General features: G+C 71.3%; 21 protein-coding genes. 8 read left to right on the plus strand and 13 right to left on the minus strand.

The features are described from left to right. Positions 1 to 4: 4 nt before the first annotated feature. From KBY47_RS00495 to KBY47_RS00510, 4 genes are all read right to left on the minus strand, one after another. A complete protein-coding gene (locus KBY47_RS00495) occupies positions 5 to 322 on the minus strand; it encodes a non-heme iron oxygenase ferredoxin subunit (RefSeq protein WP_210918803.1) in 318 nt (105 codons plus the stop codon). Beyond that, positions 319 to 1509, minus strand: a complete 1191-nt coding sequence (sufD, locus tag KBY47_RS00500; RefSeq protein WP_210918804.1) for a Fe-S cluster assembly protein SufD — start codon at positions 1507 to 1509, stop codon at positions 319 to 321. Before sufD ends, KBY47_RS00495 begins: the two co-directional genes overlap by 4 nt. A 90-nt stretch (positions 1510 to 1599) precedes the next feature. Then, a complete protein-coding gene (gene sufB, locus KBY47_RS00505; RefSeq protein ID WP_210918805.1) occupies positions 1600 to 3021 on the minus strand; it encodes a Fe-S cluster assembly protein SufB in 1422 nt (473 codons plus the stop codon). Continuing rightward, on the minus strand, positions 3018 to 3761 hold the full coding sequence (locus KBY47_RS00510) for a metalloregulator ArsR/SmtB family transcription factor (protein ID WP_210918806.1): 744 nt from the start codon (positions 3759 to 3761) through the stop codon (positions 3018 to 3020). Before KBY47_RS00510 ends, sufB begins: the two co-directional genes overlap by 4 nt. A 313-nt stretch (positions 3762 to 4074) precedes the next feature. On the opposite strand from KBY47_RS00510, the gene KBY47_RS00515 reads away from it, so the two are divergent. Genes KBY47_RS00515 through KBY47_RS00525 form a run of 3 tightly spaced genes read left to right on the plus strand, consistent with a single transcriptional unit; the run spans position 4075 to position 6855 of the window. Further along, complete coding sequence (locus KBY47_RS00515; protein WP_210918807.1) at positions 4075 to 4998, plus strand: ABC transporter ATP-binding protein; 924 nt, start codon at positions 4075 to 4077, stop codon at positions 4996 to 4998. Then, on the plus strand, positions 4995 to 5777 hold the full coding sequence (locus KBY47_RS00520; protein ID WP_210918808.1) for an ABC transporter permease: 783 nt from the start codon (positions 4995 to 4997) through the stop codon (positions 5775 to 5777). The genes KBY47_RS00515 and KBY47_RS00520 overlap by 4 nt, the downstream gene beginning before the upstream one ends. Positions 5778 to 5823: 46 nt before the next feature. Further along, positions 5824 to 6855 carry a heme A synthase gene (locus KBY47_RS00525; protein WP_210918809.1) on the plus strand — a complete coding sequence of 344 codons (1032 nt, stop codon included), beginning with the start codon at positions 5824 to 5826 and terminating at the stop codon, positions 6853 to 6855. On the opposite strand, the gene KBY47_RS00530 is transcribed toward KBY47_RS00525, so the two are convergent. From KBY47_RS00530 to KBY47_RS00545, 4 genes are all read right to left on the minus strand, one after another. After that, positions 6810 to 7547, minus strand: coding sequence for a nucleotidyltransferase domain-containing protein (locus KBY47_RS00530; RefSeq protein WP_210918810.1), 738 nt, complete (start codon positions 7545 to 7547; stop codon positions 6810 to 6812). The genes KBY47_RS00525 and KBY47_RS00530 overlap by 46 nt on opposite strands. A gap of 39 nt (positions 7548 to 7586) precedes the next feature. Continuing rightward, on the minus strand, positions 7587 to 8693 hold the full coding sequence (locus KBY47_RS00535) for an amidohydrolase family protein (RefSeq protein WP_210918811.1): 1107 nt from the start codon (positions 8691 to 8693) through the stop codon (positions 7587 to 7589). A gap of 145 nt (positions 8694 to 8838) precedes the next feature. Continuing rightward, positions 8839 to 9186 carry a hypothetical protein gene (locus KBY47_RS00540; RefSeq protein WP_210918812.1) on the minus strand — a complete coding sequence of 116 codons (348 nt, stop codon included), beginning with the start codon at positions 9184 to 9186 and terminating at the stop codon, positions 8839 to 8841. An 84-nt stretch (positions 9187 to 9270) separates the two neighbouring features. Then, entirely contained in the window at positions 9271 to 10239 is a 969-nt protein-coding gene (locus tag KBY47_RS00545) for a heme o synthase (protein ID WP_247694007.1), read from the minus strand. 343 nt (positions 10240 to 10582) lie between these two features. Here KBY47_RS00545 and tkt point away from each other — a divergent pair, with 343 nt between their 5' ends. The 5 genes from tkt to pgl are packed head-to-tail and all read left to right on the plus strand — an operon-like array spanning position 10583 to position 17188. Further along, positions 10583 to 12670, plus strand: a complete 2088-nt coding sequence (tkt, locus tag KBY47_RS00550) for a transketolase (protein ID WP_210918813.1) — start codon at positions 10583 to 10585, stop codon at positions 12668 to 12670. A 34-nt stretch (positions 12671 to 12704) separates the two neighbouring features. Then, positions 12705 to 13823 carry a transaldolase gene (tal, locus tag KBY47_RS00555; RefSeq protein ID WP_210918814.1) on the plus strand — a complete coding sequence of 373 codons (1119 nt, stop codon included), beginning with the start codon at positions 12705 to 12707 and terminating at the stop codon, positions 13821 to 13823. A gap of 4 nt (positions 13824 to 13827) precedes the next feature. Next, positions 13828 to 15363, plus strand: coding sequence for a glucose-6-phosphate dehydrogenase (gene zwf / locus KBY47_RS00560; protein ID WP_210918815.1), 1536 nt, complete (start codon positions 13828 to 13830; stop codon positions 15361 to 15363). Then, entirely contained in the window at positions 15360 to 16409 is a 1050-nt protein-coding gene (gene opcA / locus KBY47_RS00565) for a glucose-6-phosphate dehydrogenase assembly protein OpcA (RefSeq protein WP_210918816.1), read from the plus strand. The genes zwf and opcA overlap by 4 nt, the downstream gene beginning before the upstream one ends. Next, a complete protein-coding gene (gene pgl, locus KBY47_RS00570; protein ID WP_210918817.1) occupies positions 16406 to 17188 on the plus strand; it encodes a 6-phosphogluconolactonase in 783 nt (260 codons plus the stop codon). The genes opcA and pgl overlap by 4 nt, the downstream gene beginning before the upstream one ends. 52 nt (positions 17189 to 17240) lie before the next feature. On the opposite strand, the gene KBY47_RS00575 is transcribed toward pgl, so the two are convergent. From KBY47_RS00575 to KBY47_RS00595, 5 genes are all read right to left on the minus strand, one after another. Beyond that, the gene (locus KBY47_RS00575; RefSeq protein ID WP_210918818.1) at positions 17241 to 18080 is read right to left on the minus strand and encodes a carbohydrate ABC transporter permease; all 840 of its coding nucleotides are present in this window, start codon (positions 18078 to 18080) and stop codon (positions 17241 to 17243) included. After that, positions 18077 to 19447 carry an ABC transporter permease subunit gene (locus tag KBY47_RS00580; RefSeq protein ID WP_210918819.1) on the minus strand — a complete coding sequence of 457 codons (1371 nt, stop codon included), beginning with the start codon at positions 19445 to 19447 and terminating at the stop codon, positions 18077 to 18079. The genes KBY47_RS00575 and KBY47_RS00580 overlap by 4 nt, the downstream gene beginning before the upstream one ends. Before the next feature lie 7 nt (positions 19448 to 19454). Then, the gene (locus KBY47_RS00585; RefSeq protein WP_210918820.1) at positions 19455 to 20783 is read right to left on the minus strand and encodes an ABC transporter substrate-binding protein; all 1329 of its coding nucleotides are present in this window, start codon (positions 20781 to 20783) and stop codon (positions 19455 to 19457) included. 40 nt (positions 20784 to 20823) lie between these two features. After that, positions 20824 to 22434 carry a glycoside hydrolase family 13 protein gene (locus tag KBY47_RS00590; RefSeq protein ID WP_210918821.1) on the minus strand — a complete coding sequence of 537 codons (1611 nt, stop codon included), beginning with the start codon at positions 22432 to 22434 and terminating at the stop codon, positions 20824 to 20826. Positions 22435 to 22584: 150 nt separating this feature from the next. Continuing rightward, positions 22585 to 23853, minus strand: a complete 1269-nt coding sequence (locus KBY47_RS00595) for an ABC transporter substrate-binding protein (protein ID WP_210918822.1) — start codon at positions 23851 to 23853, stop codon at positions 22585 to 22587. Between the last annotated feature and the right edge of the window lie 13 nt (positions 23854 to 23866).

Raw genomic sequence — 23866 nt, forward strand, 5'->3', positions numbered from 1 at the left:
TGCCTCAGGACTCCTGGGAAAGGGAGACGAGCACGTCGTCCCCTTCGATCTTTACGGGGTATACGGGGACGGGGCGCGTCGCGGGGAGGCCGGACGGCTTGCCGGTACGGAGGTCGAAGCTGGAGCCGTGCAGCCAGCACTCGATCTGGCAGTCCTCCACCTCGCCCTCGGAGAGGGAGACGTTCGCGTGGGAGCAGATGTCGTGGATCGCGAACACCTCACCCTCGGTGCGGACGACCGAGACCGGCGTGCCGTCGAGTTCCACCCGCTTGGGGGTGTCCTCCTCCAGCTCGCTCAGCCCACAGGCGCGTACGAACGTCATGCGACGGACGCCTCCAGCTCCTCGTCGATCTTCTCGAGGAGCCGCTGCTCGATGTCCGCGACGCCGATCTGCTGGACCAGCTCGGCGAAGAAGCCGCGGACCACCAGGCGGCGGGCCTCGTACTCCGGGATACCGCGGGCCATCAGGTAGAACAGCTGCTCGTCGTCGAAGCGGCCGGTGGCGCTGGCGTGCCCGGCGCCGACGATCTCACCGGTCTCGATCTCCAGGTTGGGGACCGAGTCGACGCGCGCGCCGTCCGTGAGGACGAGGTTGCGGTTCATCTCGTAGGTGTCGGTGCCCTCGGCCTTGGCCTCGATGAGCACGTCACCGATCCACACCGCGTGCGCCTGGTCGCCCTGGAGGGCGCCCTTGTAGACGACGTTGGACTTGCAGTGCGGCACGTTGTGGTCGACCAGGAGACGGTGCTCCTGGTGCTGGCCCTGGTCGGTGAAGTACAGGCCGAGCAGTTCGGCCTCGCCGCCGGGACCGGCGTAGGTCACGCGCGGGTGCAGCCGTACGACGTCGCCGCCGAAGGTGACGACGACCGACTTGAAGGAGGCGTCGCGGCCGACGAGGGCGTTGTGCTGGGCCACGTGGACGGCCTTGTCGTCCCAGTCCTGCACGGAGACGACGGTCAGCTTGGCGCCGTCGCCCAGGAGGTAGTCGACGTTGGCCGCGAGCACGGCGTCGCCGGTGTGGTCGATGACGACGACGGCCTCGGCGAACGCACCCAGCTCGATGACCTGGTGGCCGTAGGCGGTGCCGCCCTCGCCGTGCACCGCGATGCGGATCGGCTCGGTGAGCACGGTCTCCTTGGGGACGGTCACGACCGAGGCCTGCCCGAAGGCGGAGTAGGCCTGCGCGGCGACGCGGTCCACCGGGGTGCCCGCCTTGCCGAGCCTCGCGTCGTCACGGCCGACGGCCTCGACGGTGACGCCCTCGGGGGCGTCGACGGCGACCTTGACGCCCTCGCCGGTGGCGACGGCGGTGCCGTCGTGCAGACCACGCAGCCGCTCCAGCGGGGTGAAGCGCCACTCCTCCTCGCGGCCGTGCGGCACGGGGAAGTCCGCGACGTCGAAGGACGGGGGCGCGCTCATGCGCGTGGCGACGGTCGAGTCCGCCTCGGCGGCGACCGCGATGGCACCGGCGGTCGTCGAACCGACCGGGATGTTCTGAGCCTCAGCCATGGCTGTCGTAGTGCTCGCTTTCCGTTACGTAAGGGGCGTGATGGGACGGCGGGGGCGGCCCCCTGCGGCGCCGCCCCGGTCGGTCGGTCGTTAACCGACCGCGCCCTCCATCTGAAGCTCGATCAGCCGGTTGAGTTCGAGCGCGTACTCCATGGGCAGTTCCTTGGCGATCGGCTCGACGAAGCCGCGCACGATCATCGCCATCGCCTCGTCCTCGCTCAGACCACGGCTCATCAGGTAGAAGAGCTGGTCCTCGGAGACCTTGGAGACGGTCGCCTCGTGGCCCATGGACACGTCGTCCTCGCGGACGTCGACGTAGGGGTAGGTGTCGGACCGGGAGATGGTGTCGACGAGCAGCGCGTCGCAGAGCACGTTCGACTTGGCGCCGGGGGCGCCCTCACCGATCTCGATCAGACCGCGGTAGGAGGTACGTCCGCCACCGCGCGCCACCGACTTGGAGACGATGTTCGACGAGGTGTTCGGGGCCATGTGGACCATCTTGGCGCCCGCGTCCTGGTGCTGGCCCTCGCCCGCGAAGGCGATGGACAGGGTCTCGCCCTTGGCGTGCTCGCCCATCAGGTAGACGGCCGGGTACTTCATCGTCACCTTGGAGCCGATGTTGCCGTCGATCCACTCCATGGTCGCGCCCTCGTAGGCCACGGCGCGCTTGGTGACCAGGTTGTAGACGTTGTTCGACCAGTTCTGGATGGTCGTGTAGCGGCAGCGGGCGTTCTTCTTGACGATGATCTCGACGACCGCGGAGTGCAGCGAGTCCGACTTGTAGATCGGAGCGGTGCAGCCCTCGACGTAGTGCACGTAGGCACCCTCGTCGACGATGATCAGGGTCCGCTCGAACTGGCCCATGTTCTCGGTGTTGATCCGGAAGTAGGCCTGGAGCGGGATCTCCACGTGGACGCCCGGCGGCACGTAGATGAAGGAGCCGCCCGACCACACGGCGGTGTTCAGGGCCGCGAACTTGTTGTCACCGGCCGGGATGACGGTCCCGAAGTACTCCTTGAAGAGTTCCGGGTGCTCCTTCAGCGCGGTGTCGGTGTCGAGGAAGATGACGCCCTGCTCCTCCAGGTCCTCGCGGATCTGGTGGTAGACGACCTCCGACTCGTACTGCGCGGCGACACCGGCGACCAGGCGCTGCTTCTCCGCCTCCGGGATGCCGAGCTTGTCGTAGGTGTTCTTGATGTCCTCGGGAAGGTCCTCCCAGGACTCCGCCTGCTTCTCCGTGGAGCGCACGAAGTACTTGATGTTGTCGAAGTCGATGCCGGAGAGGTCGGAGCCCCAGTTCGGCATGGGCTTCTTCTCGAAGAGCTTCAGGCCCTTCAGGCGCAGCTTGGTCATCCACTCCGGCTCGGACTTCTTGCCCGAGATGTCGCGGACGACCGCCTCGCTCAGACCGCGCTTGGCTGCCGCACCGGCCTCGTCGGAGTCGGCCCAGCCGTATTCGTACTTGCCCAGCCCTTCCAGCTCAGGGTGGGCAGTCTCCGTGGGGAGAGTCATGCGGGGTTCCTCCCGGCCGTGCTTGCAGATGCGTCGGTATCAGTAGGGGAAATCTTGGGGATGAACGTCGTGCAGACGCCGTCGCCGTGGGCGATGGTCGCCAGCCGCTGGACGTGGGTCCCGAGCAGTTCGGCGAAGATCTCGGTCTCCGCCTCGCACAGCTGCGGGAACTTCTCAGCCACGTGGGCGACCGGGCAGTGGTGCTGGCACAGCTGTTCGCCGACCGGTGCGCTGCGCGCCGTAGCAGCGTACCCGTCCATGCTCAGGGCCTTGGCCAGCGCCTCGGTGCGTTTGTCCGGGGCGGCCGACTCGACGGCCCGGCGGTACGCGCCCGCCTGGGCGGCGACCCGCGCCCGCGCGAAGGCGGCGACCGCCTCGCTGCCGCCCTCACGCTCGGCGATCCAGCCGAGGGCGTCCGCGGCGAGCTTGTCGTAGGACTGGTCGAAGGCGTCCCGGCCGCAGTCCGTCAGGGCGAAGACCTTGGCGGGCCGCCCGCGCGTGCGCGCGCCGTAGACGCGTCGCTCACGGGCCTCCACCACGCCGTCGGTGCCCAGGGCGTCCAGGTGCCGCCGTACGGCCGCCTGGGTGAGGCCGAGTCGTCCGGCGAGTTCGGCGACGGTCGAGGGCCCGTGGTCCAGGATGGACCGCGCGACCCGGTTGCGCGTGGAACGCTCCCCGGTCGCGAACTCCTCCTGAGCTGCCCCGTGAGGGGTCTCGCGAGCCTCGCCGACCTTTTTCACAACGCCATTGTTGCGTAATTCCTCGAGCCCCGGCAAGCCGCGTCCCGATCACCCGGTGGTGCGCTGCGTCACTTAGGCATACCTAATCTGACCTGCGGAAACGATCTTTGATCGATCAAACCGGTGACCTCTCCGCCCCCGTCCGGAAGGCTCCCACCCCACGCCCGCACCCCCTCCGACCGGCCCACTTGTCCCCGCGACAGCCTCGCCGCCGCCCCGGCCGCGCCCCCGCGCGCCGGAGCCTCCCGCGGGTCCGGCGACTTCCCGAACCCGCCCACCGGACGCCCCCGGCGCCTACCTAGACTCAGGGTCCATGCGATACGAGCCCGTGGTCCAGGTCCAGGCCCTGGTGCAGCGGTACGGCGACAAGACCGCCGTGGACGGCCTCGACCTGGTGGCCGGCGCCGGGATCACCGCCGTCCTCGGACCCAACGGCGCGGGCAAGACCACCACCGTGGAGACCTGCGAGGGCTACCGCAGGCCGCGCTCCGGGACCGTACGCGTCCTCGGCCTCGACCCCTTCCGCCAGTCCGCCGAGCTGCGGCCCCGGATCGGCGTCATGCTCCAGTCCGGCGGCGTCTACTCCGGCGCCCGCGCCGAGGAGATGCTGCGCCACGTCGCCAGGCTGCACGCCGACCCCCTGGACGTGCCCTCGCTCATCGAACGGCTCGGCCTCGGCTCCTGCGGCCGCACCCCCTACCGGCGCCTCTCCGGCGGCCAGCAGCAGCGGCTCGCGCTGGCGATGGCCGTGGTGGGCCGCCCCGAGCTGGTGTTCCTCGACGAGCCGACCGCCGGACTCGACCCGCAGGCCCGCCGCGCGACCTGGGACCTCGTCCGCGACCTGCGCGCCGACGGGGTCTCCGCGATCCTCACCACCCACCACATGGACGAGGCCGAGCAGCTCGCCGACGACGTCGCCATCATCGACGCGGGCCGGGTCATCGCCCAGGGCTCCCCCGAGCAGCTGTGCCGCGGCGGCGCCGAGAACACCCTCCGCTTCACCGGCCGCCCCGGCCTCGACGTCGGCTCCCTGCTCAAGGCGCTCCCCTCGGACAGCACCGCCGCCGAGCTGACGCCGGGCGCCTACCGGGTCACCGGCAAGGTCGACCCGCAGCTCCTGGCGACGGTCACCTCCTGGTGCGCCCAGCACGGCGTGATGCCGGACCGCATCTCGGTGGAACGGCACACGCTGGAAGACGTCTTCCTGGAGCTGACCGGCAAGGAGCTGCGCGCATGACCACCCCGACCGCCCCCACCGGGACCTACGCGCCCCGGCCCGGCGCCGCTCCGCTGCCCCGCATGATCGGCGCGCAGGCCGCGCTGGAGACGCGGATGCTGCTGCGCAACGGCGAGCAGCTGCTGCTGACGGTGGTCATCCCGACCCTGCTGCTGGTGCTGTTCTCCACCGTCGACATCGTCGACACCGGCGAGGGCGAGGCCGTCGACTTCCTCGCCCCCGGCATCCTCGCGCTCGCCGTGATGTCCACGGCGTTCACCGGCCAGGCCATCGCCACCGGCTTCGAACGCCGCTACGGCGTGCTGAAGCTGCTCGCCTCCTCCCCGCTGCCCCGCTGGGGCCTGATGACCGCCAAGACGGTGTCCGTGCTGGTCACCGAGGTCCTCCAGGTCCTCCTGGTGACCGTGATCGCGCTGGCGCTGGGCTGGTCGCCGCAGGGCAACCCGGTCGCCGTACTGCTGCTGCTCGTCCTCGGCACCGCCGCGTTCTCCGGGCTCGGACTGCTCATGGCGGGCACGCTGAAGGCCGAGGCGACGCTCGCCGCGGCCAACCTGGTCTTCCTGCTGCTGCTCGTCGGCGGCGGCGTCATCGTGCCACTGGACAAGTTCCCGGAGGGCGCGCAGGACGTGCTGGGGCTGCTGCCGATCGCGGCGCTCTCCGACGGCCTGCGGGACGTCCTCCAGCACGGCGCCGGGATGCCGTGGGGCGACCTGGGCGTCCTCGCGGCCTGGGCGGTGGCCGGACTGGCCGCGGCCGGGCGGTTCTTCCGCTGGGAGTGAGGCACCCGTGGACCCTCGTGAAAGCGTGCACAAGCCCCGGCCTACGATGGTGGGCGTGCCAAACGTGACCCGCGCGGACGCCCGAGCGATCCTGCGCAACCCGCTCGCCTTCATCGCCGCACGCTGGACCCCGGACCCCCGGACGGTGCGGCGGGCGGCGCTCGCCGCGCTCGTCATGTCGGTGGTCATCGTGGTCACCGGCGGCGCCGTCCGGCTCACCGGCTCCGGCCTGGGCTGCCCGACCTGGCCCAAGTGCACCGAGGACTCGCTGACCAACACCAGCGAGATGGGGGTGCACGGCGTCATCGAGTTCGGCAACCGCCTGCTGACCTACGTACTGTGTGCCGCCGTCGGCTGGGCGATCATCGCCGCCCGCTCCCAGAAGCCGTTCCGCCGCGGCCTCACCCGGCTCGGCTGGGCACAGTTCTGGCTGGTGATGGGCAACGCCGTCCTCGGCGGCATCGTCGTCCTCGTCGGCCTCAACCCGTACACGGTCGCCGCGCACTTCCTGCTCTCCTCCGCCCTGATCGCGGTCGCCGCCGTGATGTGGCAGCGCACCCGGGAGGGCGACGCGGCGCCCCGGCCACTGGTCGGCAAGTCCGTCCAGCAGCTGGTGTGGGTGCTGGTCGGCGTCTCGGCGCTGCTGATCGCCGTCGGCACGGTGGTGACCGGCGCGGGCCCGCACGCGGGCGACTCCAGCGAGGTCCCGCGCATGGACGTGCCGTGGGAGGCGGTGACCAAGCTGCACGCGGTGCTGGCCTGGGTGGTGGTCACCCTCACCTTCGCCCTGTGGTTCGTCCTGAAGGCGGTGGACGCCCCGCGCGGCCCGTTGCACCGCACACGTGACCTGTTCCTGGTGCTGCTCGCGCAGGGTGTCATCGGGTACGTGCAGTACTTCACCAGCCTCCCCGAGATCCTGGTCGGCCTGCACATGTTCGGCTCCTGCCTGGTGTGGATCGCGGTGCTGCGGGTGCTGCTGTCACTGCGCGAGCGCCCCGAAGTCACGGTGACCGGCGTCCCGGTCCCGGCCGCTCAGGCGTACGACGCCACCAGCGCGTCGATCGCGGGCCCCAGGTAACCCCGCACCAGCTCGCCGCGCCGCGCCGTCCACTCCTCGGTGGGCGGGTCGGGGCGGTCGTAGCGGCGTAGCCGGATGTCCTCGACGACCTCGGCGGGGGCACCGAGGGTGAGCAGTTCCGCGAGGGACTCCCGCTTGGTGATCAGGCGGCCGTCGCGCAGGGTGACGCTGGCGCGGGCGAAGGTCGTCAGGCCGACGTCGACCCAGACGTCCTGCCGCCAGCGCGGGGCGTGGTCGACGGCGGGCCGCCAGTAGTCCCGCTGGTCGCGCACGAGGTAGGCACGCAGTTCGTGGTCCGGCACCGGGGGCAGCAGCCCGGCGGGGCGGACGCCGTGCAGGACGCGGCCGAAGGTGTGCAGCTCGCGGCGGGTGACGGGGCTGACCGGCCGCTTGAACAGCCGCCCGTGCGCCCAGGTGAGGTGCCGCCGGTCCGCGCCCGCCGCCGTACCCGGCGTCAGATAGGTGCAGTGCAGCTTCTCGGCAAGCGGCTCGGCGCGCAGCCGGGCGTGCAGCCGGGCCACCCGCCACACGGTGCGCGCGGTGACCGGGTCGTCGAGGACGGCGATCAGGTCGAGGTCGCTGTGGCCCTCCCGGTAGTCGCCCCCCGCGAGGGAGCCGTGCGCCCACACGGCGACGGGGGCGAGGTCGCTGAGCCCGGTGAGGAAGCGGTCGAGAGTCGCGTCGGTCGGCATGCGTGCAGTCTGTCCGGCCGCCGCCGCGCGCGTACAGCCTCATCCCAGCCCGTACACCCGTCGGGCGTTGTCCGCGGCGATCAGCCCGGCCACCCGCTGTGCGTCCGTCAGCGACCACGCCCCCTCGGCGACCCAGGTGCCGAGCACCCGCGCGAGTGCCTCCCGGAACAGCCGGGCGCCGACCACGTGCAGTTCCGGCAGGCCCTGCGCCCCGCTGGAGAAGAGGATCTTGCCGAAGGGGGCCAGCTCCAGGATCTCGGCGAGGACGGTGGCGGCGCGGGCGCCGGTGCGCACCAGGGCGGCGCCGGAGTCCGCATAGACGTGCGGGAAGACCCCGGCGAGGTGGGCGGCGTGCCGGTGGTACGGGTAGCCGTGCAGCAGGACCAGGTCGGTGCCGAGCCCGGCGGTGGCCCGGACGAAGTCGGTCAGCAGCACGGGGTCGGTGCGGTCGATGCGCAGGCCCGGCTCCCCGAGCCCGGCGTGCAGCTGGAGCGGTCTGCCGGTGGCGACGGCGATCCACAGCAGGTGCCGGAGCAGCACGGGGTCGCTCAGCTCGCCGCCGACCCGGCGCCCGGCGAGCCAGCGGGCCGCCGCGCCGCGTACCTCACCGGGGCCGGGCGGTTCGGGCGCGAGGGCGAGGCCGTGCCGTACGCCCGCGACGGAGGTGAAGGCGACGGCGTGCGCGGCGGCGCCGTGCACCGACTCGGCGAGGTTGGCGAGGAGGGCCTCGACGGTGCCGGAGGTGTCGGCGACCTGCTCGGCGAGGAGTTCGAGGCGGACGATCTCATGGGCTTCGGCGGCGGAGGCGGCGGCCAGTTCCGGCGGCGGGGTGAGGTCGCCGGGGAGTCCGGTGTCTACCAGGTAGGTGGTGATGCCGCTGCCGCGCAGCAGGCGGCGGCCCGCTTCGACGGCGCCGAGTTCGCGGCGCCGGGCGAGGTAGCGGGCGGGCGGGCAGTGCGGTTCCAGACCGAGCAGCGGGGGGCACCAGCGGCGTACCGCGAACCCGGTCTGGGTGTCGAACAGGGTGGTGCCCGGCGCGGGTGGCCCCTCGGTGCGGGCCAGCTGGGCCTCGAAGGTGCCGAGGCCCAGCTCGGCGCGGAGCACGCCGTGGCAGTACTGGTCCACGAGGGACGGCGTTTCGATCATCCGGGCTCTCCCCGTGTCGGACCGCTCGCAAGAGCCGTAGCGCTCTCGGAGTCCTAACGGGTGAACCCGGTGTCAGGTGTTGCGTCCGGCGCCGGTCGTTGCCGGACCGCCGGTCGTCGCCGGTCCGCGGGGCGTTGCCGGGCCGTCAGTCGTTGGCGGGGCCGCCCATCTGGGTCCCGGCCATCCGGCTCCACTCGTACGGCCCCGTCCTCACCTTGGCCGCGAACTCGCCGTCGAACGACTCGTGCACGGTGATCCCGGCCTTGCGCACCGCCTCCTCGGCGATGGCGTGGGTGGGCGCCACCAGGTCGCCCCAGCCGCCGTCCGCCCCGACGAGGACGATCCGCGCGCCGCGCTCGCCGAGGTACGCCACCTGGCCCTCGGCTCCGCCGTGCGCCTTGCCGAAGGCGTCGATCTGCCGGGCGAGGCGGGCCGCCTTGCGTTCGGCCCTCTTGTCCCCGGCCTTCGCGTCAACCTCTTGCGTGTCTGCCATGGTCAGGATGCTACCGACGGGTAGATCAAACGGCGACGGGCGGGGTGCGTGGCCTTGACCACGCACCCCGCCCACCAGGACGTGCTAACGGAGGAAGGGGTCCACCGCGACCGCGACGAACAGCAGCGACACATAGGTGATGGACCAGTGGAACAGCCGCATCTCCTTGAGCTTCGCGCCCGTCACCTCGGCCTTGGCCCGGTTCTGGAGGGCGTGCGCCTCCCACAGCCACCAGCCGCCCGCGGCCAGCGCGACCAGCGTGTAGAACCAGCCGGTGTAGCCGAGCGGGGTGAGCAGCAGCGAGGCGCCGACCATCACCCAGCTGTAGAGGACGATCTGCCGGGCGACGACCTTGTTGGAGGCGATCACCGGCAGCATCGGCACGCCCACGCGCGCGTAGTCCTCCTTCACCTTCATGGACAGCGGCCAGTAGTGCGGCGGCGTCCAGAAGAAGATGACGAGGAACAGGATGAGCGGCGCGTACGACATCGAGTTGGTCACCGCCGACCAGCCGATCAGCACCGGCATACAGCCCGCGATGCCGCCCCAGACGATGTTCTGGGAGGTGCGGCGCTTGAGGATCATCGTGTAGACGACGACGTAGAAGAGGAGCGCGCCGAGGGCGAGCCAGGCGGAGAGCCAGTTGACGGCGAAGCCGAAGAGCAGGGTGGAGACGACGCCCAGGGTGATGCCGAAGGCGAGGCACTCGCGCGGGCTGACCATCCCGGTGACCAGGGGCCGCTGCGAGGTGCGGTCCATGAGGGCGTCGATGTCCCGGTCGATGTACATGTTCAGCGCGTTGGCGCCGCCCGCGGAGAGGTACCCGGCGAAGCAGGTGATGAGCACCAGGCGGAGGTCGGGCACACCCTGCTCGGCCAGGAACATCACCGGAACGGTGGTGATCAGCAGCAGTTCGATGATCCGCGGCTTGGTCAGCGCCACGAACGCCTTGACCCGGGCCCCGAACGGCCGGTGAGTCGGGCTCTGGCTCGTCCCGAATACCCCCGCAGGACGGGATTCAACGGCCGTCACACACACCCCTGACAGAGACATCCCAGCGAGCCTCCCCGGGTTAAGCCGGGGTAAAGGCTCGCGCGTACCACGCCACTGTAGACGTTGCCCATACCTCCGCCTTCGCGGGGGTGGGTTCGTGTTGGCGGCCCCCTCGGCGGCCCTGTTCCGAGGTGCGCGGCACGGCTCGATTGAGCACTCGGATGAGGGGCTCCGTATTCATGTGTCGACCGTGGTCGGACCTGGTCGGGAGGCGGATTGAAAAGAGTCCCGGCAGTCTGGAATGACTCGAAAAGACGCACGTCCCTCCGGGGGTAGGCTCGACTGCGGCCGGTGTGCCAGAACACACCGGCATCCGACATGTGGAGAGGAGCCCTGACCCAGGGTGAGCACCAAGCCGACCACCACAGACCTCGAGTGGACCGAGCTGGACCAGCGGGCCGTCGACACCGCACGCGTCCTGGCCGCCGATGCCGTACAGAAGGTCGGCAACGGCCATCCGGGTACGGCGATGAGCCTCGCGCCTGCCGCCTACACCCTCTTCCAGAAGGTGATGCGGCACGACCCGGCCGACCCGGAGTGGGTCGGCCGCGACCGCTTCGTGCTGTCCGCCGGCCACTCGTCCCTGACCCTCTACACCCAGCTCTACCTGGCCGGTTTCGGCCTTGAGCTGGACGATCTGAAGGCCTTCCGCACCTGGGGCTCCAAGACCCCGGGCCACCCCGAATACGGCCACACCAAGGGCGTGGAGACCACGACCGGCCCGCTGGGCCAGGGTGTCGCCAACGCGGTGGGCATGGCGATGGCCGCCCGCTACGAGCGCGGTCTGTTCGACCCGGAGGCCGCCGAGGGCACCTCGCCCTTCGACCACTACGTGTTCTGCATCGCCGGTGACGGCTGCCTCCAGGAGGGCATCTCCGCCGAGGCGTCCTCGCTCGCGGGCCACCAGAAGCTGGGCAACCTGGTCCTGCTGTGGGACGACAACCACATCTCGATCGAGGGCGACACGGAGACCGCGGTCTCCGAGGACACCGTGAAGCGGTACGAGGCGTACGGCTGGCACGTCCAGCGGGTCGCCCCGAAGCCGGACGGCGACCTCGACCCGCACGCCCTGTACGACGCCATCGAGGCCGCCAAGCGGGTGACCGACCGGCCGTCGTTCATCGCGATGCGCTCGATCATCGCCTGGCCCGCCCCGAACGCGCAGAACACCGAGGCCGCGCACGGCTCGGCGCTGGGCGACGAGGAGGTCGCGGCCACCAAGCGGGTCCTCGGCTTCGACCCGGAGCGGTCCTTCGAGGTGTCGGAGGAGGTCATCGGCCACACCCGGCAGGCGCTGGAGCGGGGCCGCCAGGCCAAGGCCGAGTGGGAGAAGCAGCTCCAGGAGTGGCGCAACGCCAACCCGGAGCGCGCCGCCGAGTTCGACCGGATCAGCCGCGGTGAGCTGCCCGAGGGCTGGGAGCAGAAGCTGCCGGTCTTCGAGCCGGGCAAGGGCGTCGCCACCCGCGCCGCGTCCGGCAAGGTGCTCCAGGCGCTGGGCGCGGTGATCCCGGAGCTGTGGGGCGGCTCCGCCGACCTCGCGGGCTCCAACAACACCACCATCGACAAGACGTCGTCGTTCCTCCCGGCGGGCAACCCGCTCCCGGAGGCCGACCCGTACGGCCGCACCGTCCACTTCGGCATCCGCGAGCACGCCATGGCCGCGGAGATGAACGGCATCGCGCTGCACGGCAACACCCGCATCTACGGCGGCACCTTCCTGGTGTTCTCCGACTACATGCGCAACGCGGTGCGGCTGTCGGCGCTGATGCACCTGCCGGTGACGTATGTGTGGACGCACGACTCGATCGGTCTCGGCGAGGACGGCCCGACCCACCAGCCGGTGGAGCACCTGGCGTCGCTGCGGGCGATCCCCGGTCTGAACGTGGTCCGTCCGGCCGACGCCAACGAGACCGCGGTCGCCTGGCGCGAGATCCTGAGGCGCTGGACGAAGGAGTTCGGCAAGGGCCAGCCGCACGGTCTGGCGCTGACCCGGCAGGGCGTGCCGACGTACGAGCCCAACGAGGACGCGGCGAAGGGCGGCTACGTCCTGTTCGAGGCCGAGGGCGGCGAGCCGCAGGTCATCCTGATCGGCACCGGTTCCGAGGTTCAGGTCGCGGTCGAGGCACGCGAGCAGCTCCAGGCCGCGGGCATCGCGACCCGGGTGGTGTCCATGCCGTCCGTGGAGTGGTTCGAGGAGCAGGACCAGGGGTACCGGGACAGCGTCCTGCCCCCGAGCGTGCGGGCACGGGTCGCCGTCGAGGCGGGCATCGGGCTCACCTGGCACAAGTACGTGGGGGACGCCGGCCGCATCGTCTCCCTGGAGCACTTCGGGGCCTCCGCCGACGGCAAGGTCCTGTTCCGCGAGTTCGGCTTCACCGCCGAGAACGTGGCCGCGCAGGCGCGGGAATCGCTGGCCGCCACCCAGCGCTGACGCTCACATACGACACGTAGGAGATGCAATTTCCATGACAGACGCACTGAAGCGCCTCTCCGAGGAAGGCGTCGCGATCTGGCTGGACGACCTCTCGCGCAAGCGGATCACGTCCGGCAACCTCGCCGAACTGCTGGCCGAGCAGCACGTCGTGGGCGTCACCACCAATCCGACGATCTTCCAGAAGGCGATCAGCAGCGGGGACGGCTACGAGCAGCAGCTCACCGACCTCGCGGCCCGCAGGGTCACCGTCGAAGAGGCGGTCCGCATGATCACCACGGCGGACGTCCGGGACGCCGCCGACATCCTGCACCCGGTGTTCGAGGCCACCGGCGGCCAGGACGGCCGGGTCTCCATCGAGGTCGACCCGCGCCTGGCGCACCACACCCGCGCCACCGTCGCCGAGGCCAGGCAGCTGGCCTGGCTGGTGGACCGGCCGAACACGCTGATCAAGATCCCGGCCACCAAGGCGGGTCTCCCGGCGATCACCGAGGTGATCGGCAACGGCATCAGCGTCAACGTCACCCTGATCTTCTCGCTGGAGCGCTACCGCGAGGTGATGGACGCCTACCTCGCCGGTCTGGAGAAGGCCAAGGAGAAGGGCCTGGACCTCTCCAAGATCCACTCGGTCGCCTCCTTCTTCGTGTCCCGCGTGGACACCGAGATCGACAAGCGGCTCGACGCGCTCGGCACCGACGAGGCCAAGGCGCTGCGCGGCAAGGCCGCCGTCGCCAACGCGCGCCTCGCCTACCAGGCGTACGAGGAGGTGTTCTCCACCGGCCGCTGGTCGGCGCTGGAGGACGCGGGCGCCAACAAGCAGCGTCCGCTGTGGGCGTCGACGGGCGTGAAGGACCCGGCGTACAAGCCGACCCTCTACGTCGACGACCTGGTCGCCCCGAACACGGTGAACACCATGCCGGAGGCCACCCTCCAGGCCACCGAGGAGCAGGGCGAGATCAGCGGCAACACGATCGCCGGCACGTACGAGCAGGCCCGCGCCGACTTGGACGCGGTCGAGGCGCTCGGCATCAAGTACGACGACGTGGTGCAGCTGCTGGAGGACGAGGGCGTCGAGAAGTTCGAGGCGTCCTGGGTCGACCTGCTGACGTCCACCGAGGCGGAGCTGAAGCGCCTCGCCCCCTCGGAGGGCTGACACCTTGTCCCCCTATGTCACCGGAGCGAACCCGCTTCGTGACCCGGCGGACCGACGGCTCCCGCGGATCGCGGGGCCGTCGGGCCTGGTGATCTTCGGCGTCACGGGCGATCTGTCGCGGAAGAAGCTGATGCCCGCGGTGTACGACCTCGCCAACCGGGGTCTGCTGCCGCCGGGCTTCTCGCTGGTGGGCTTCGCCCGCCGCGACTGGGAGAACGAGGACTTCGCCCAGGTCGTGCACGACGCCGTCAAGGAACACGCGCGCACCCCGTTCCGCGAGGAGGTCTGGCAGCAGCTCCTCCAGGGCATGCGGTTCGTGCAGGGCACCTTCGACGACGACGACGCCTTCGAGCGGCTGCGGGCCACCATCGAGGACCTCGACAAGGCACAGGGCACGGGCGGCAACTTCGCCTTCTACCTCTCCGTCCCGCCGAGTTCCTTCCCGGTGGTCATCCAGCAGCTGAAGAAGCACCAGCTGGCCGACCAGAAGAACGGTTCGTGGCGGCGCGCGGTCATCGAGAAGCCGTTCGGGCACGACCTGAGGTCGGCCGAGGAGCTGAACAAGGTCGTCCACGAGGTCTTCGCTCCCGACCAGGTCTTCCGCATCGACCACTACCTGGGCAAGGAGACCGTCCAGAACATCCTGGCGCTGCGGTTCGCCAACACGATGTTCGAGCCGATCTGGAACCGGTCGTTCGTCGACCACGTGCAGATCACCATGGCCGAGGACATCGGCATCGGCGGCCGGGCGGGCTACTACGACGGGATCGGCGCCGCCCGAGACGTCATCCAGAACCACCTGCTCCAGCTGATGGCGCTGACCGCGATGGAGGAGCCCGCCTCCTTCGACGCCGACGCGCTCGCGGCGGAGAAGACCAAGGTGCTCGGCGCGGTGCGGCTGCCCAAGGACCTGGGCCGGGACACCGTGCGGGCGCAGTACGCGTCCGGCTGGCAGGGCGGCGCGAAGGTCATCGGCTACCTCGACGAGGAGGGCATCGACCCCAAGTCGAAGACCGACACCTACGCGGCGATCAAGCTGGGCATCGACAACCGCCGCTGGGCGGGCGTCCCCTTCTACCTGCGCACCGGCAAGCGGCTCGGCCGCCGGGTCACCGAGATCGCGGTGGTCTTCCAGCGCGCCCCGCACTCCCCCTTCGACCACACGGCGACGGAGGAGCTGGGCAAGAACGCGATCGTGATCCGCGTCCAGCCCGACGAGGGCGTCACGGTCCGCTTCGGCTCGAAGGTGCCGGGCACCTCGATGGAGATCCGGGACGTGTCCATGGACTTCGCCTACGGCGAGTCGTTCACGGAGTCCAGCCCGGAGGCGTACGAGCGGCTCATCCTCGATGTGCTGCTGGGCGACGCCAACCTCTTCCCGCGCACCGAGGAGGTCGAGCTGTCCTGGAAGATCCTCGACCCGATCGAGGAGTACTGGGACTCCAACGGCAAGCCCGCCCGGTACCCGGCCGGGACCTGGGGGCCCACCGAGGCGGACGACATGCTTCAGCGCGACGGACGGAGCTGGCGCAGGCCATGAAGATCGACCTCACCGACACCACCTCCAGCAAGATAAACAAGGCGCTGGTGCAGGGCCGCCGCGCCATCGGCACTCCGGCCGTCGGCATGGTCCTGACCCTCGTCATCGTCACCGACGAGGAGAACGCCTACGACGCCCTGAAGGCCGCGGGCGACGCCTCGCACGAGCACCCCTCGCGCACCCTGGTCGTCATCAAGCGGGTCTCCCGCTCCCCCCGCGACCGCACCCAGTCCCGCCTCGACGCCGAGGTCCGCCTCGGTCCGGAGGCGGGCACCGGTGAGACGGTCGTGCTGCGGCTCTACGGCGACGTGGCCGAGCACGCCCAGTCGGTGGTGCTGCCGCTGCTGCTGCCGGACGCCCCCGTGGTCGTCTGGTGGCCGGTGAACGCGCCGCTGGACCCGGCGAAGGACCCGCTCGGCGCCCTCGCCCAGCGCCGGGTCACCGACACCTACGCCGCCGAGCAGCCGATCGAGGACCTCACCGCCCGCGCCGGGACCTACACCCCCGGCGACACCGACCTGTCGTGGACCCGCATCACGCCCTGGCGTTCGATGCTGGCCGCGGCCCTGGACCAGGTCACCTGCCAGGTGCAGGGCGTCGAGGTCGAGGGCGAGGAGTTCAACCCGAGCTGCGAGCTGCTGGCGATGTGGCTGGCGGAGCGGCTGGCCGTGCCCGTGCAGCGGTCGGTGTCCGCCGGCCCCGGGCTCACCGCGGTGCGGATGACGACCGACTGCGGCCCGATCGTCCTGGACCGGGCCGACGGCACCCTGGCCACGCTCGCCATCCAGGACCAGCCGGAGCGGGCGGTGGCCCTCAAGCGCCGCGACACGGCCGAGCTGATCGCGGAGGAGCTGCGCCGGCTCGACCCGGACGACACCTACGCGTCGGCGCTGCGGTACGGGGTGAACCGGCTGAACCCGTCCACCGGGTCCGACGGGTCCGCCGGTGAGCCGGTCGCGGTGCCCGCCCCGGAGGAGACGTCGCCGAAGGCGTCCGCGAAGAAGGCCACCAGGAAGGCCCCGGCGAAGAAGGCGGCGGCGAAGTGAACACCCCGCAGCTGGTCGTGCACCACGACAAGGAGCTGATGGCGCAGGCCGCGGCGGCCCGGCTGATCACGAAGATCGTCGACGCCCAGGCCTCGCGCGGCTCCGCGTCGGTCGTCCTGACCGGCGGTCGCAACGGCAACGGCCTGCTGGCCGCGCTGTCGGCGGCGCCCGCCCGGGACGCGATCGACTGGGGCCGTCTTGACCTGTGGTGGGGCGACGAGCGGTTCCTGCCCGAGGGCGACCCGGACCGCAATGTCACCCAGGCCCGGGAGGCACTGCTGGACGCGGTGCCGCTGGACCCGAAGCGTGTGCACGCCATGCCCGCGTCGGACGGCCCGTGGGGCGGTGACGTGGACGCGGCGGCGGCCGCCTACGCCGAGGAGTTGGCGGCGGCGGCCGGACCGGAGAACCACGGCCCGGTGCCGTCCTTCGACGTGCTGATGCTGGGCGTCGGCCCGGACACCCATGTCGCCTCGCTCTTCCCCGAGCTGCCCGCCGTACGGGAGACCGAGCGCACCGTCGTCGGGGTGCACGGCGCTCCCAAGCCGCCGCCGACCCGGGTCAGCCTGACCCTGCCCGCGATCCGTGCCGCCCGTGAGGTGTGGCTGCTGGCCGCGGGTGAGGACAAGGCGCAGGCCGCGGCGATCGCGCTGTCCGGCGCCGGGGAGATCCAGGCCCCGGCGGCGGGCGCGAGGGGGCGGGCGCGCACCCTGTGGCTGCTGGACGACGCGGCGGCCTCGCAGCTGCCGCGGTCGCTGTACCCACCGGCGTCACCGTGACGGACCGGGTCCCCGCCCGCCGCCGCGGGCGGGGACCCGGAACTCATGGGCCCTATTTGACCGAGCCCGCCATCACGCCCTGCACGAAGTGCCGCTGGAAGGCGAAGAACACCGCCACCGGCACGATCAGGGAGAGGAAGGCGCCGGGCGCGAGCACATCGATGTTGCTGCCGAACTGCCGGATCTGCGACTGGAGTTCCACGGTGAGCGGCTGGGCGGAGCTGTCCGCGAAGAGCAGCGCCACCAGCATGTCGTTCCACACCCACAGGAACTGGAAGATGGCGAGGCTGGCGATGGCCGGGCGGCCCACCGGCAGCACCAGCCGGGTGAAGATCCGCCACTCGCCGCCGCCGTCCATGCGGGCGGCCTCCAGCATCTCCTTGGGCATCTCGGCGAAGTAGTTCCGCAGCAGGAACACCGCGAACGGCAGCCCGTAGGCGACGTGGAAGAGCACCACGCCGGGGATCGTGCCGAACAGGCCGAGCTGGCCGAAGAGTTTGGCGACCGGCAGCAGCCCGATCTGCACGGGCACCACCAGCAGCGCCACCACCACCAGGAAGATGGGCTCCCGGCCGGGGAAGTCCAGCCAGGCGAACGCGTATCCGGCGAGCGCCGCGACCCCGACGACCAGGACGGTCGTGGGCACCGAGATCAGGACGGTGTTCCAGAAGGCGCGGGTGATCCCGGCGTTGTCCAGCAGGGCCGCGTAGTTGTCGAAGGACAGCTGCCCGGGGCTGGTGAACACCGTCCACCAGCCGCCCTTCGCGGTGTCCTCGGTGGAGCGCAGCGAGGAGAGCAGCAGCCCGGCGAGCGGGGTCATCCAGACCAGGCCGATCACGACCAGGAACGCCTGGACCACACCGCTGCCCAGGTAGCGCCGGACCGCGTTCATCGCTGACTCCTTCGAAAACGCCGGACGTTGAACACCATCGCCGGGACCACCAGCAGCAGGAGCAGCACGCCGAGCGCGCTGCCGAGGCCCTGGTCGTTGCCGCCGCCGAAGGAGACCAGCCACATCTGGGTGGCGAGCACGGTGGCGTCCTCCTGCACGGGCCCGGGCGCGATGATGTAGACGAGGTCGAAGACCTTCATCACATTGATCACCAGGGTGACGAAGACGACCGTCAGCACGGGCGCCAGCAGCGGCACGGTGATCTTCCGGAAGATCTGCCACTCGTTGGCGCCGTCGATCCGGGCCGCCTCCAGCGCGTCCCGGGGCAGCGCGGAGAGGCCCGCCCCGATCAGCACCATCGCGAACCCGGTCCAGATCCACAGGTACGCCCCGATGATCGCCGGGGTGACCAGGGCCGGCCCGAGCCAGGAGATCCCGTCGTAGGGCGGCGCGAAGTTGCCGGCGGGCAGCCTGAGTTCGTAGCCGCCCTGGTCCAGGCCGGTGAAGCGGAACGTGCCGTCGGCGCCGGTGGTGGTGCTGGCGACCGTCCGGCCGTCCCGCACCGCCTCGACCGTCAGCTCGGGCAGCCCGCTCTCGCCCGGGTCGACCTCGCCCTGCCTGCCGCCGCCCCCGGGCGTGAAGTCCAGGTAGACCACGCCGCGCAGTTCGCCGGGGGTGGGCTCCAGGCCCTCGGCCCGCTCGGCGGGCGCCGCACCGCCCGGCAGGTCGTCGGGTGCCACGCCGACCAGGCCGAGCGCCACCGAGTCCCCGGGGGACACGCTGGTGCCGGTCCGGTAGGAGCCGTCGCCGTCCTCGGCGAGCCCCTGATCGGGGCGCGGCCGGGCGGTCGGGTACGACGAGCTGCCCTTGAAGGCGTCGTGCACCGAGACCACGGCCGCGTTGAGCACGCCCTTGTCGGGGTCCTCGTCGTAGGCGAGGCGGAAGATGATGCCGGCGGCGAGGAAGGACACCGCCATCGGCATGAACAGCAGCAGCTTGAACGCGGTCGCCCAGCGGATCTTCTCCACCAGCACGGCCAGGATCAGCCCGAGCCCGGTGAGCAGGGCCGGGGCGACGACGACCCAGATCGCGGTGTTGCGCACGGCCTTGAGGGTGGCCGGGTCGCGGAACATCTCGGTGTAGTTGTCGCCGCCGACGAAGCGGTCGCCGGAGGCGTCGAAGAAGCTGCGTCCGATCGAGAACAGCGCCGGGTACAGCACGAGGGCGCCGAGCAGCAGCAGGGCGGGGAAGACGAACAACAGGGCGATGACCCGCCCCCGCCGCCGGGTGCGCCGGGCGCCCGGCGGCGGGGGGACCGGCGGCGGAGTGCTCGCCGGGCTCGTCTCCTTGGCGAAGGTCGCGGTCATCGCCGTATCAGCCCTTGTACGCCTTGGCCGCCGCCTTCTCCAGCTCGGCGGCGGTCGCCTCCGGGTCCGAGGGGTCGCGCAGGAAGTCCTGGAGGATCTTCCACTCGCCGACGCCCTTGGTGCCGCCGAAGGCCGCGGGGGCCTGGTCGGACATGTCGAAGCGGACCGAGTCCCCGGCGTCGACTAGGGACTTGGCAGTCGCCCGGGTGACGTCGTCGCCGTAGGCGGTGAGGTCGAGCGCCTTGTTCGGGGAGAGGAATCCGCCCGCCTCGGCCCACACGGCGGCGGCCTCCGGCGTGGCGAGGTACTCCAGGAGCGCCATTCCGGCCTTGGCGTTCTTGCCGTCCTTCAGGACGACGGCCGCGTCACCGCCGCTGACGACCGGCGCGGTGCCGCCGTCGACCGGCGGGAACGGGAAGAAGTCGGCGTCCTTGCCGATCTCCTTGCCGAACTGGTCCTTGGCGACGCCCGCGACGAAGTCGCCCTCGTAGACCATCCCGGCCTCGGGCTCGGGGCCGAAGACCTTCTCCACGGAGCCGGGGAAGTCGGTGTTCAGGGCCTGCTTCTGGCCGCCCGCGATGAGCTGCTCGTCCTTGAAGAGTTCCCCGAGGGTGCCGAGCGCCTTCACCACCGAGGCGTCGGTCCACTTCAGTTCGTGCGCGGCGAGGGCGTCGTACTTCTCGGGGCCCGCCTGGGAGAGGTAGATGTTCTCGAACCAGTCGGTGAGGGTCCAGCCGTCCTGACCGGCGACGGAGAACGCGGCGAGCCCGGAGTCGGAGACGGTGTGCCCGGCCTCGAGCATCTCGTCGTAGCTCGTCGGCGGCTCGACTCCGGCCTGGGCGAGGGCGTCGGGGCTGTACCAGACCGTCGACTTGTGGGCGGCCTTGAAGTAGAGGCCGTAGAAGGTGCCGTCGACGCTGCCGTAGTCCTTCCAGACGGGGGCGAAGTTGGCGTCCACGGCCTGCTCGGCCTTGCCGGACAGCGGCGTCAGCCAGCCCTCCTTCGCGAACTGCTGCAACACGCCGACCTGCGGGACCATCACGACGTCGGGGGCGTTGCCGCCTTCTATCTTGCTGCCGACGACGGTGGAGACGTTGTCGCCGGTGGAGACGAACTGGGTCTTGGCGCCGGTCTCCTCGGTGAACGCGTCCAGCACCTTCTGGAAGTTCTTCTGCTCGGTCCCGGACCAGACCCCGGCCACGGTGACGGTCTGGCCGCTGAGCGACTGGTCGCCGCCGCCCGCGGTGACGGGGTCACTGTCGCCGCAGGCGGTGGCGGTGAGCGCCAGGACAAGGGCGGTGCAGCCGGTGAGCAGGGTGGTACGTCGTCGCATCATCGTTGATGTCCCTTCGGGGAATGAGTGGGTGACGGGAGGTTCAGAGGTCGCTGGTCCACCAGGCGGCCGTGGAGCCGGGCAGCACCCCCGCCGGGCAGGGGCCGCTGGCGAGCAGCGGGGTGCCGGGGACCGGCGCGGGGATGGGCGCGGTGGTGAAGTTGACGGCGCAGACCAGGCCGTCGCCGCGCGCGAAGGCCAGCACGCCGGGCGGCGTGTCCAGCCAGGTGAGCGTGCCCTCCCCCAACTGGGGCAGCCTGGCGCGCAGTTGCAGGCCGTCGCGGTAGAGGTGCCAGAAGGAGCGGGTGTCGGCGAGGGCGCGGTCGGTGGCGTACTCGGCGAAGTACGACGGCTGCGGCAGCCAGGGCTTGGCGCTCTCGGCGCCCGAGGTGAACCCGAACGGGGACGCCTGCCCCGACCAGGGCAGCGGCACCCGGCAGCCGTCCCGGATGCGGGCCCGGCTGCCGGTGCGCCGGAAGATCGGGTCGGTGAGCACGTCGTCGGGCAGGTCGACGACCTCGGGGAGCCCCAGCTCCTCGCCCTGGTAGATGTACGCGGCACCGGGCAGCGCCAGCATCAGCAGCGCGGCGGCACGGGCGCGGGCGGCGCCCAGGCCGCTGCCCTGGGGGTGGGGTTCGCCGTAGCGGGTGACGGTGCGGACCTGGTCGTGGTTGTTGAGGACCCAGGTGACCGTGGAGCCGGTTCCGGCGATGTCCTGCATGGCCTCGTCGATCACCTTGCGGAAGGCGTCGGCGTCCCAGGGCGCGCTCAGCAGGTCGAAGAAGAAGGCCTGGTGGAGTTCGTCGGGGCGGACGTAGCGGGCGTGCTCGCGGGCGGTGGGCACCGACACCTCGCCGACGAGGAGCCGTTCGCGGCCGTCGCGGGCGGTGTACTCCTCGCAGACCGCGCGCCAGTGCCGCCACACGTCGTGCACCTCGGGCTGGTTCCAGGCGAGCGGGTTGACCGAGTCGCGGGTGCGGGCGTCGGCCTCGGGATCGGGTGAGTCGGGGAGGTCGGGGTGCTTGAACAGTCCGGCGGCGACGTCGATGCGGAAGCCGTCGACGCCCCGGTCGAGCCAGAAGCGCAGGGTGTCGTCGAAGTCGGCGGCGACCTCGGGGTTGCGCCAGTTCCAGTCGGGCTGCTCGGGCGTGAACATGTGCAGGTACCACTGGCCGTCGTCGACGCGGGTCCAGGCCGGGCCGCCGAACATGGCGTGCCAGTTGTTGGGCGGCTCGGCGCCGTCGGGGCCGCGTCCGTCGGCGAAGTGGAAGCGGGCTCGGGCCGGGCTGCCGGGCGCCGCGGTGAGTGCCTGCCGGAAGCTCGGGTGCTGGCTGGAGCAGTGGTTGGGGACGATGTCCAGGAGCACCTTGACGCCGAGCCGCCGCGCCGCCGCGATCAGCAGGTCGAACTCGGCGAGGTCACCGAAGAGCGGGTCGACGTCGCGGTAGTCGGCCACGTCGTAGCCGTGGTCGTGCTGCGGCGACGGGTAGAAGGGGCTCAGCCATATCCCGTCCACCCCGAGCTTCCTGAGGTACGGCAGTCCGGCCCGCACCCCGGCGAGGTCGCCGACGCCGTCGCCGGTGCTGTCCAGGAAACTGCGGACGTACACCTGGTAGATCACCGCGTCGCGCCACCAGTGACACTTACTTGACATGCATGCATGTTAAGTAGCCGTGTCGCGAGGGTGTCAATGAACGAACGCGAAGCTACTGAGGAGTTGGCTGTTTATATCCGGACTTATCCACCCAGTGCAGCCATAGATGAGACGTCGGCGTTACCTAACATGTAACTAGGAGCCGTCGATTCAGCGGGTGATGGCGTCAAGTTCCCGCGCCAGCCGCCGCACGGCCGCCTCGGGCGTGTGCCGCCCGGTCAGCGCGTCGTGCACGACCGCCTGCACCACCAGGCTGACCTGGTCGTAGCGCGCGCTCTTGGGGCGCGGCGCGGCCGTCAGCACGCTCTCGCGCAGGGTCGGCAGATAGGGAAACCGCCGCACCAGCTCCGGGTCCTCGTACAGGTCGGCACGGACCGGCGGCAGCGCGCCCCGGGTGAGCACCTGGCGCTGCACGCTCTCGCTGGTGAGGTACGCGATCAGCCGGGCCGCCGAGTCGGGGTGCCGGGCGTGGCTGCTGACCGCGAGGTTGGAGCCGCCGAGCACACTGGTGCCGGGCCCGTCGGGTCCGGGCAGCGGTACGGCGCCGATCCGCCCGGCGACCGGGGAGCCCTCGGCCGACGCGCCGACGTACGCGTAGGGCCAGTTGCGCAGGAAGAGCAGACGACCGCTCTGGAAGGCCTGCTTGGACTCCTCCTCCTTGTACGTCAGCGCCTCCTCGGGTATCCACCCCTCGCGCACCCCGCGCGCCAGGAAGCCGATGCCCTCGCGGGCCGCCGCGGAGTCCACGGTCACCCGCTCGCCCTCGCCGCCGAGGATGGTGCCGCCCGCCGAGTACACGGCCTCGGCCGCGTTCACGGTCAGGCCCTCGTAGGGCAGGAACTGGCCCGCGTACCCGTCGAGTCCGTACTTCGGGGCGACCGTGCCCGCCATCTCCTCCAGCTCGGCCCAGGTGCGCGGCGGGTCCAGGCCCTCGCGCTCGAGGACGTCCGCGCGGTAGAGCAGCAGCCCGGCGTTGGTGACGTAGGGGACGGCGTAGAGGCGTCCGTCGTAGGTGGCGGTGTCGACGACCGGCGGCAGGAAGGCGCCGAGCGGGAAACGGTCGCGCGGCAGCGGGCGTATCCATCCGGCGGCGGCGAACTCCGAGGTCCAGTTGACGTCGATGTTGAGGACGTCGAACCGGCCGCGCTGGTCGCCGCGCAGATCGATGGCCATCTGCGCGCGGGTCTCGTCGGCGGAGTCCGGCAGTTCGACGAGCGTGACCCGCTCGTCGGGGTGGGTGCGGTTCCAGCCTTCCAGCAGGGGGCCGAGGTAGCCGGTGAGGTCCCCCGCGGTGGCCAGGGTGAGCGGCCCGCGCCCGCCCGTGGCGGCGTCGTCGGCACGGGCGCCCGAGGCGACGTAACCGGTCAGGACCACCACGAGGACGAGGAGGCCCCTACCCGCGGCACGGATCCACCGCATAGGTTCCTCCCTG

The sequence above is a fragment of the Streptomyces sp. B93 genome (assembly GCF_018070565.1).
Taxonomy (GTDB): domain Bacteria; phylum Actinomycetota; class Actinomycetes; order Streptomycetales; family Streptomycetaceae; genus Streptomyces.

What these genes read in the sequence shown, in the direction of transcription:
- KBY47_RS00495 (WP_210918803.1), bottom strand. Translation starts at nt 322, where the DNA reads ATGACGTTCGTACGCGCCTGTGGGCTGAGCGAGCTGGAGGAGGACACC.
- sufD (WP_210918804.1), bottom strand. Translation starts at nt 1,509, where the DNA reads ATGGCTGAGGCTCAGAACATCCCGGTCGGTTCGACGACCGCCGGTGCC.
- sufB (WP_210918805.1), bottom strand. Translation starts at nt 3,021, where the DNA reads ATGACTCTCCCCACGGAGACTGCCCACCCTGAGCTGGAAGGGCTGGGC.
- KBY47_RS00515 (WP_210918807.1), top strand. Translation starts at nt 4,075, where the DNA reads ATGCGATACGAGCCCGTGGTCCAGGTCCAGGCCCTGGTGCAGCGGTAC.
- KBY47_RS00520 (WP_210918808.1), top strand. Translation starts at nt 4,995, where the DNA reads ATGACCACCCCGACCGCCCCCACCGGGACCTACGCGCCCCGGCCCGGC.
- KBY47_RS00525 (WP_210918809.1), top strand. Translation starts at nt 5,824, where the DNA reads ATGGTGGGCGTGCCAAACGTGACCCGCGCGGACGCCCGAGCGATCCTG.
- KBY47_RS00530 (WP_210918810.1), bottom strand. Translation starts at nt 7,547, where the DNA reads ATGCCGACCGACGCGACTCTCGACCGCTTCCTCACCGGGCTCAGCGAC.
- KBY47_RS00535 (WP_210918811.1), bottom strand. Translation starts at nt 8,693, where the DNA reads ATGATCGAAACGCCGTCCCTCGTGGACCAGTACTGCCACGGCGTGCTC.
- KBY47_RS00540 (WP_210918812.1), bottom strand. Translation starts at nt 9,186, where the DNA reads ATGGCAGACACGCAAGAGGTTGACGCGAAGGCCGGGGACAAGAGGGCC.
- KBY47_RS00545 (WP_247694007.1), bottom strand. Translation starts at nt 10,239, where the DNA reads ATGTCTCTGTCAGGGGTGTGTGTGACGGCCGTTGAATCCCGTCCTGCG.
- tal (WP_210918814.1), top strand. Translation starts at nt 12,705, where the DNA reads ATGACAGACGCACTGAAGCGCCTCTCCGAGGAAGGCGTCGCGATCTGG.
- opcA (WP_210918816.1), top strand. Translation starts at nt 15,360, where the DNA reads ATGAAGATCGACCTCACCGACACCACCTCCAGCAAGATAAACAAGGCG.
- KBY47_RS00575 (WP_210918818.1), bottom strand. Translation starts at nt 18,080, where the DNA reads ATGAACGCGGTCCGGCGCTACCTGGGCAGCGGTGTGGTCCAGGCGTTC.
- KBY47_RS00580 (WP_210918819.1), bottom strand. Translation starts at nt 19,447, where the DNA reads ATGACCGCGACCTTCGCCAAGGAGACGAGCCCGGCGAGCACTCCGCCG.
- KBY47_RS00585 (WP_210918820.1), bottom strand. Translation starts at nt 20,783, where the DNA reads ATGATGCGACGACGTACCACCCTGCTCACCGGCTGCACCGCCCTTGTC.
- KBY47_RS00590 (WP_210918821.1), bottom strand. Translation starts at nt 22,434, where the DNA reads ATGTCAAGTAAGTGTCACTGGTGGCGCGACGCGGTGATCTACCAGGTG.
- KBY47_RS00595 (WP_210918822.1), bottom strand. Translation starts at nt 23,853, where the DNA reads ATGCGGTGGATCCGTGCCGCGGGTAGGGGCCTCCTCGTCCTCGTGGTG.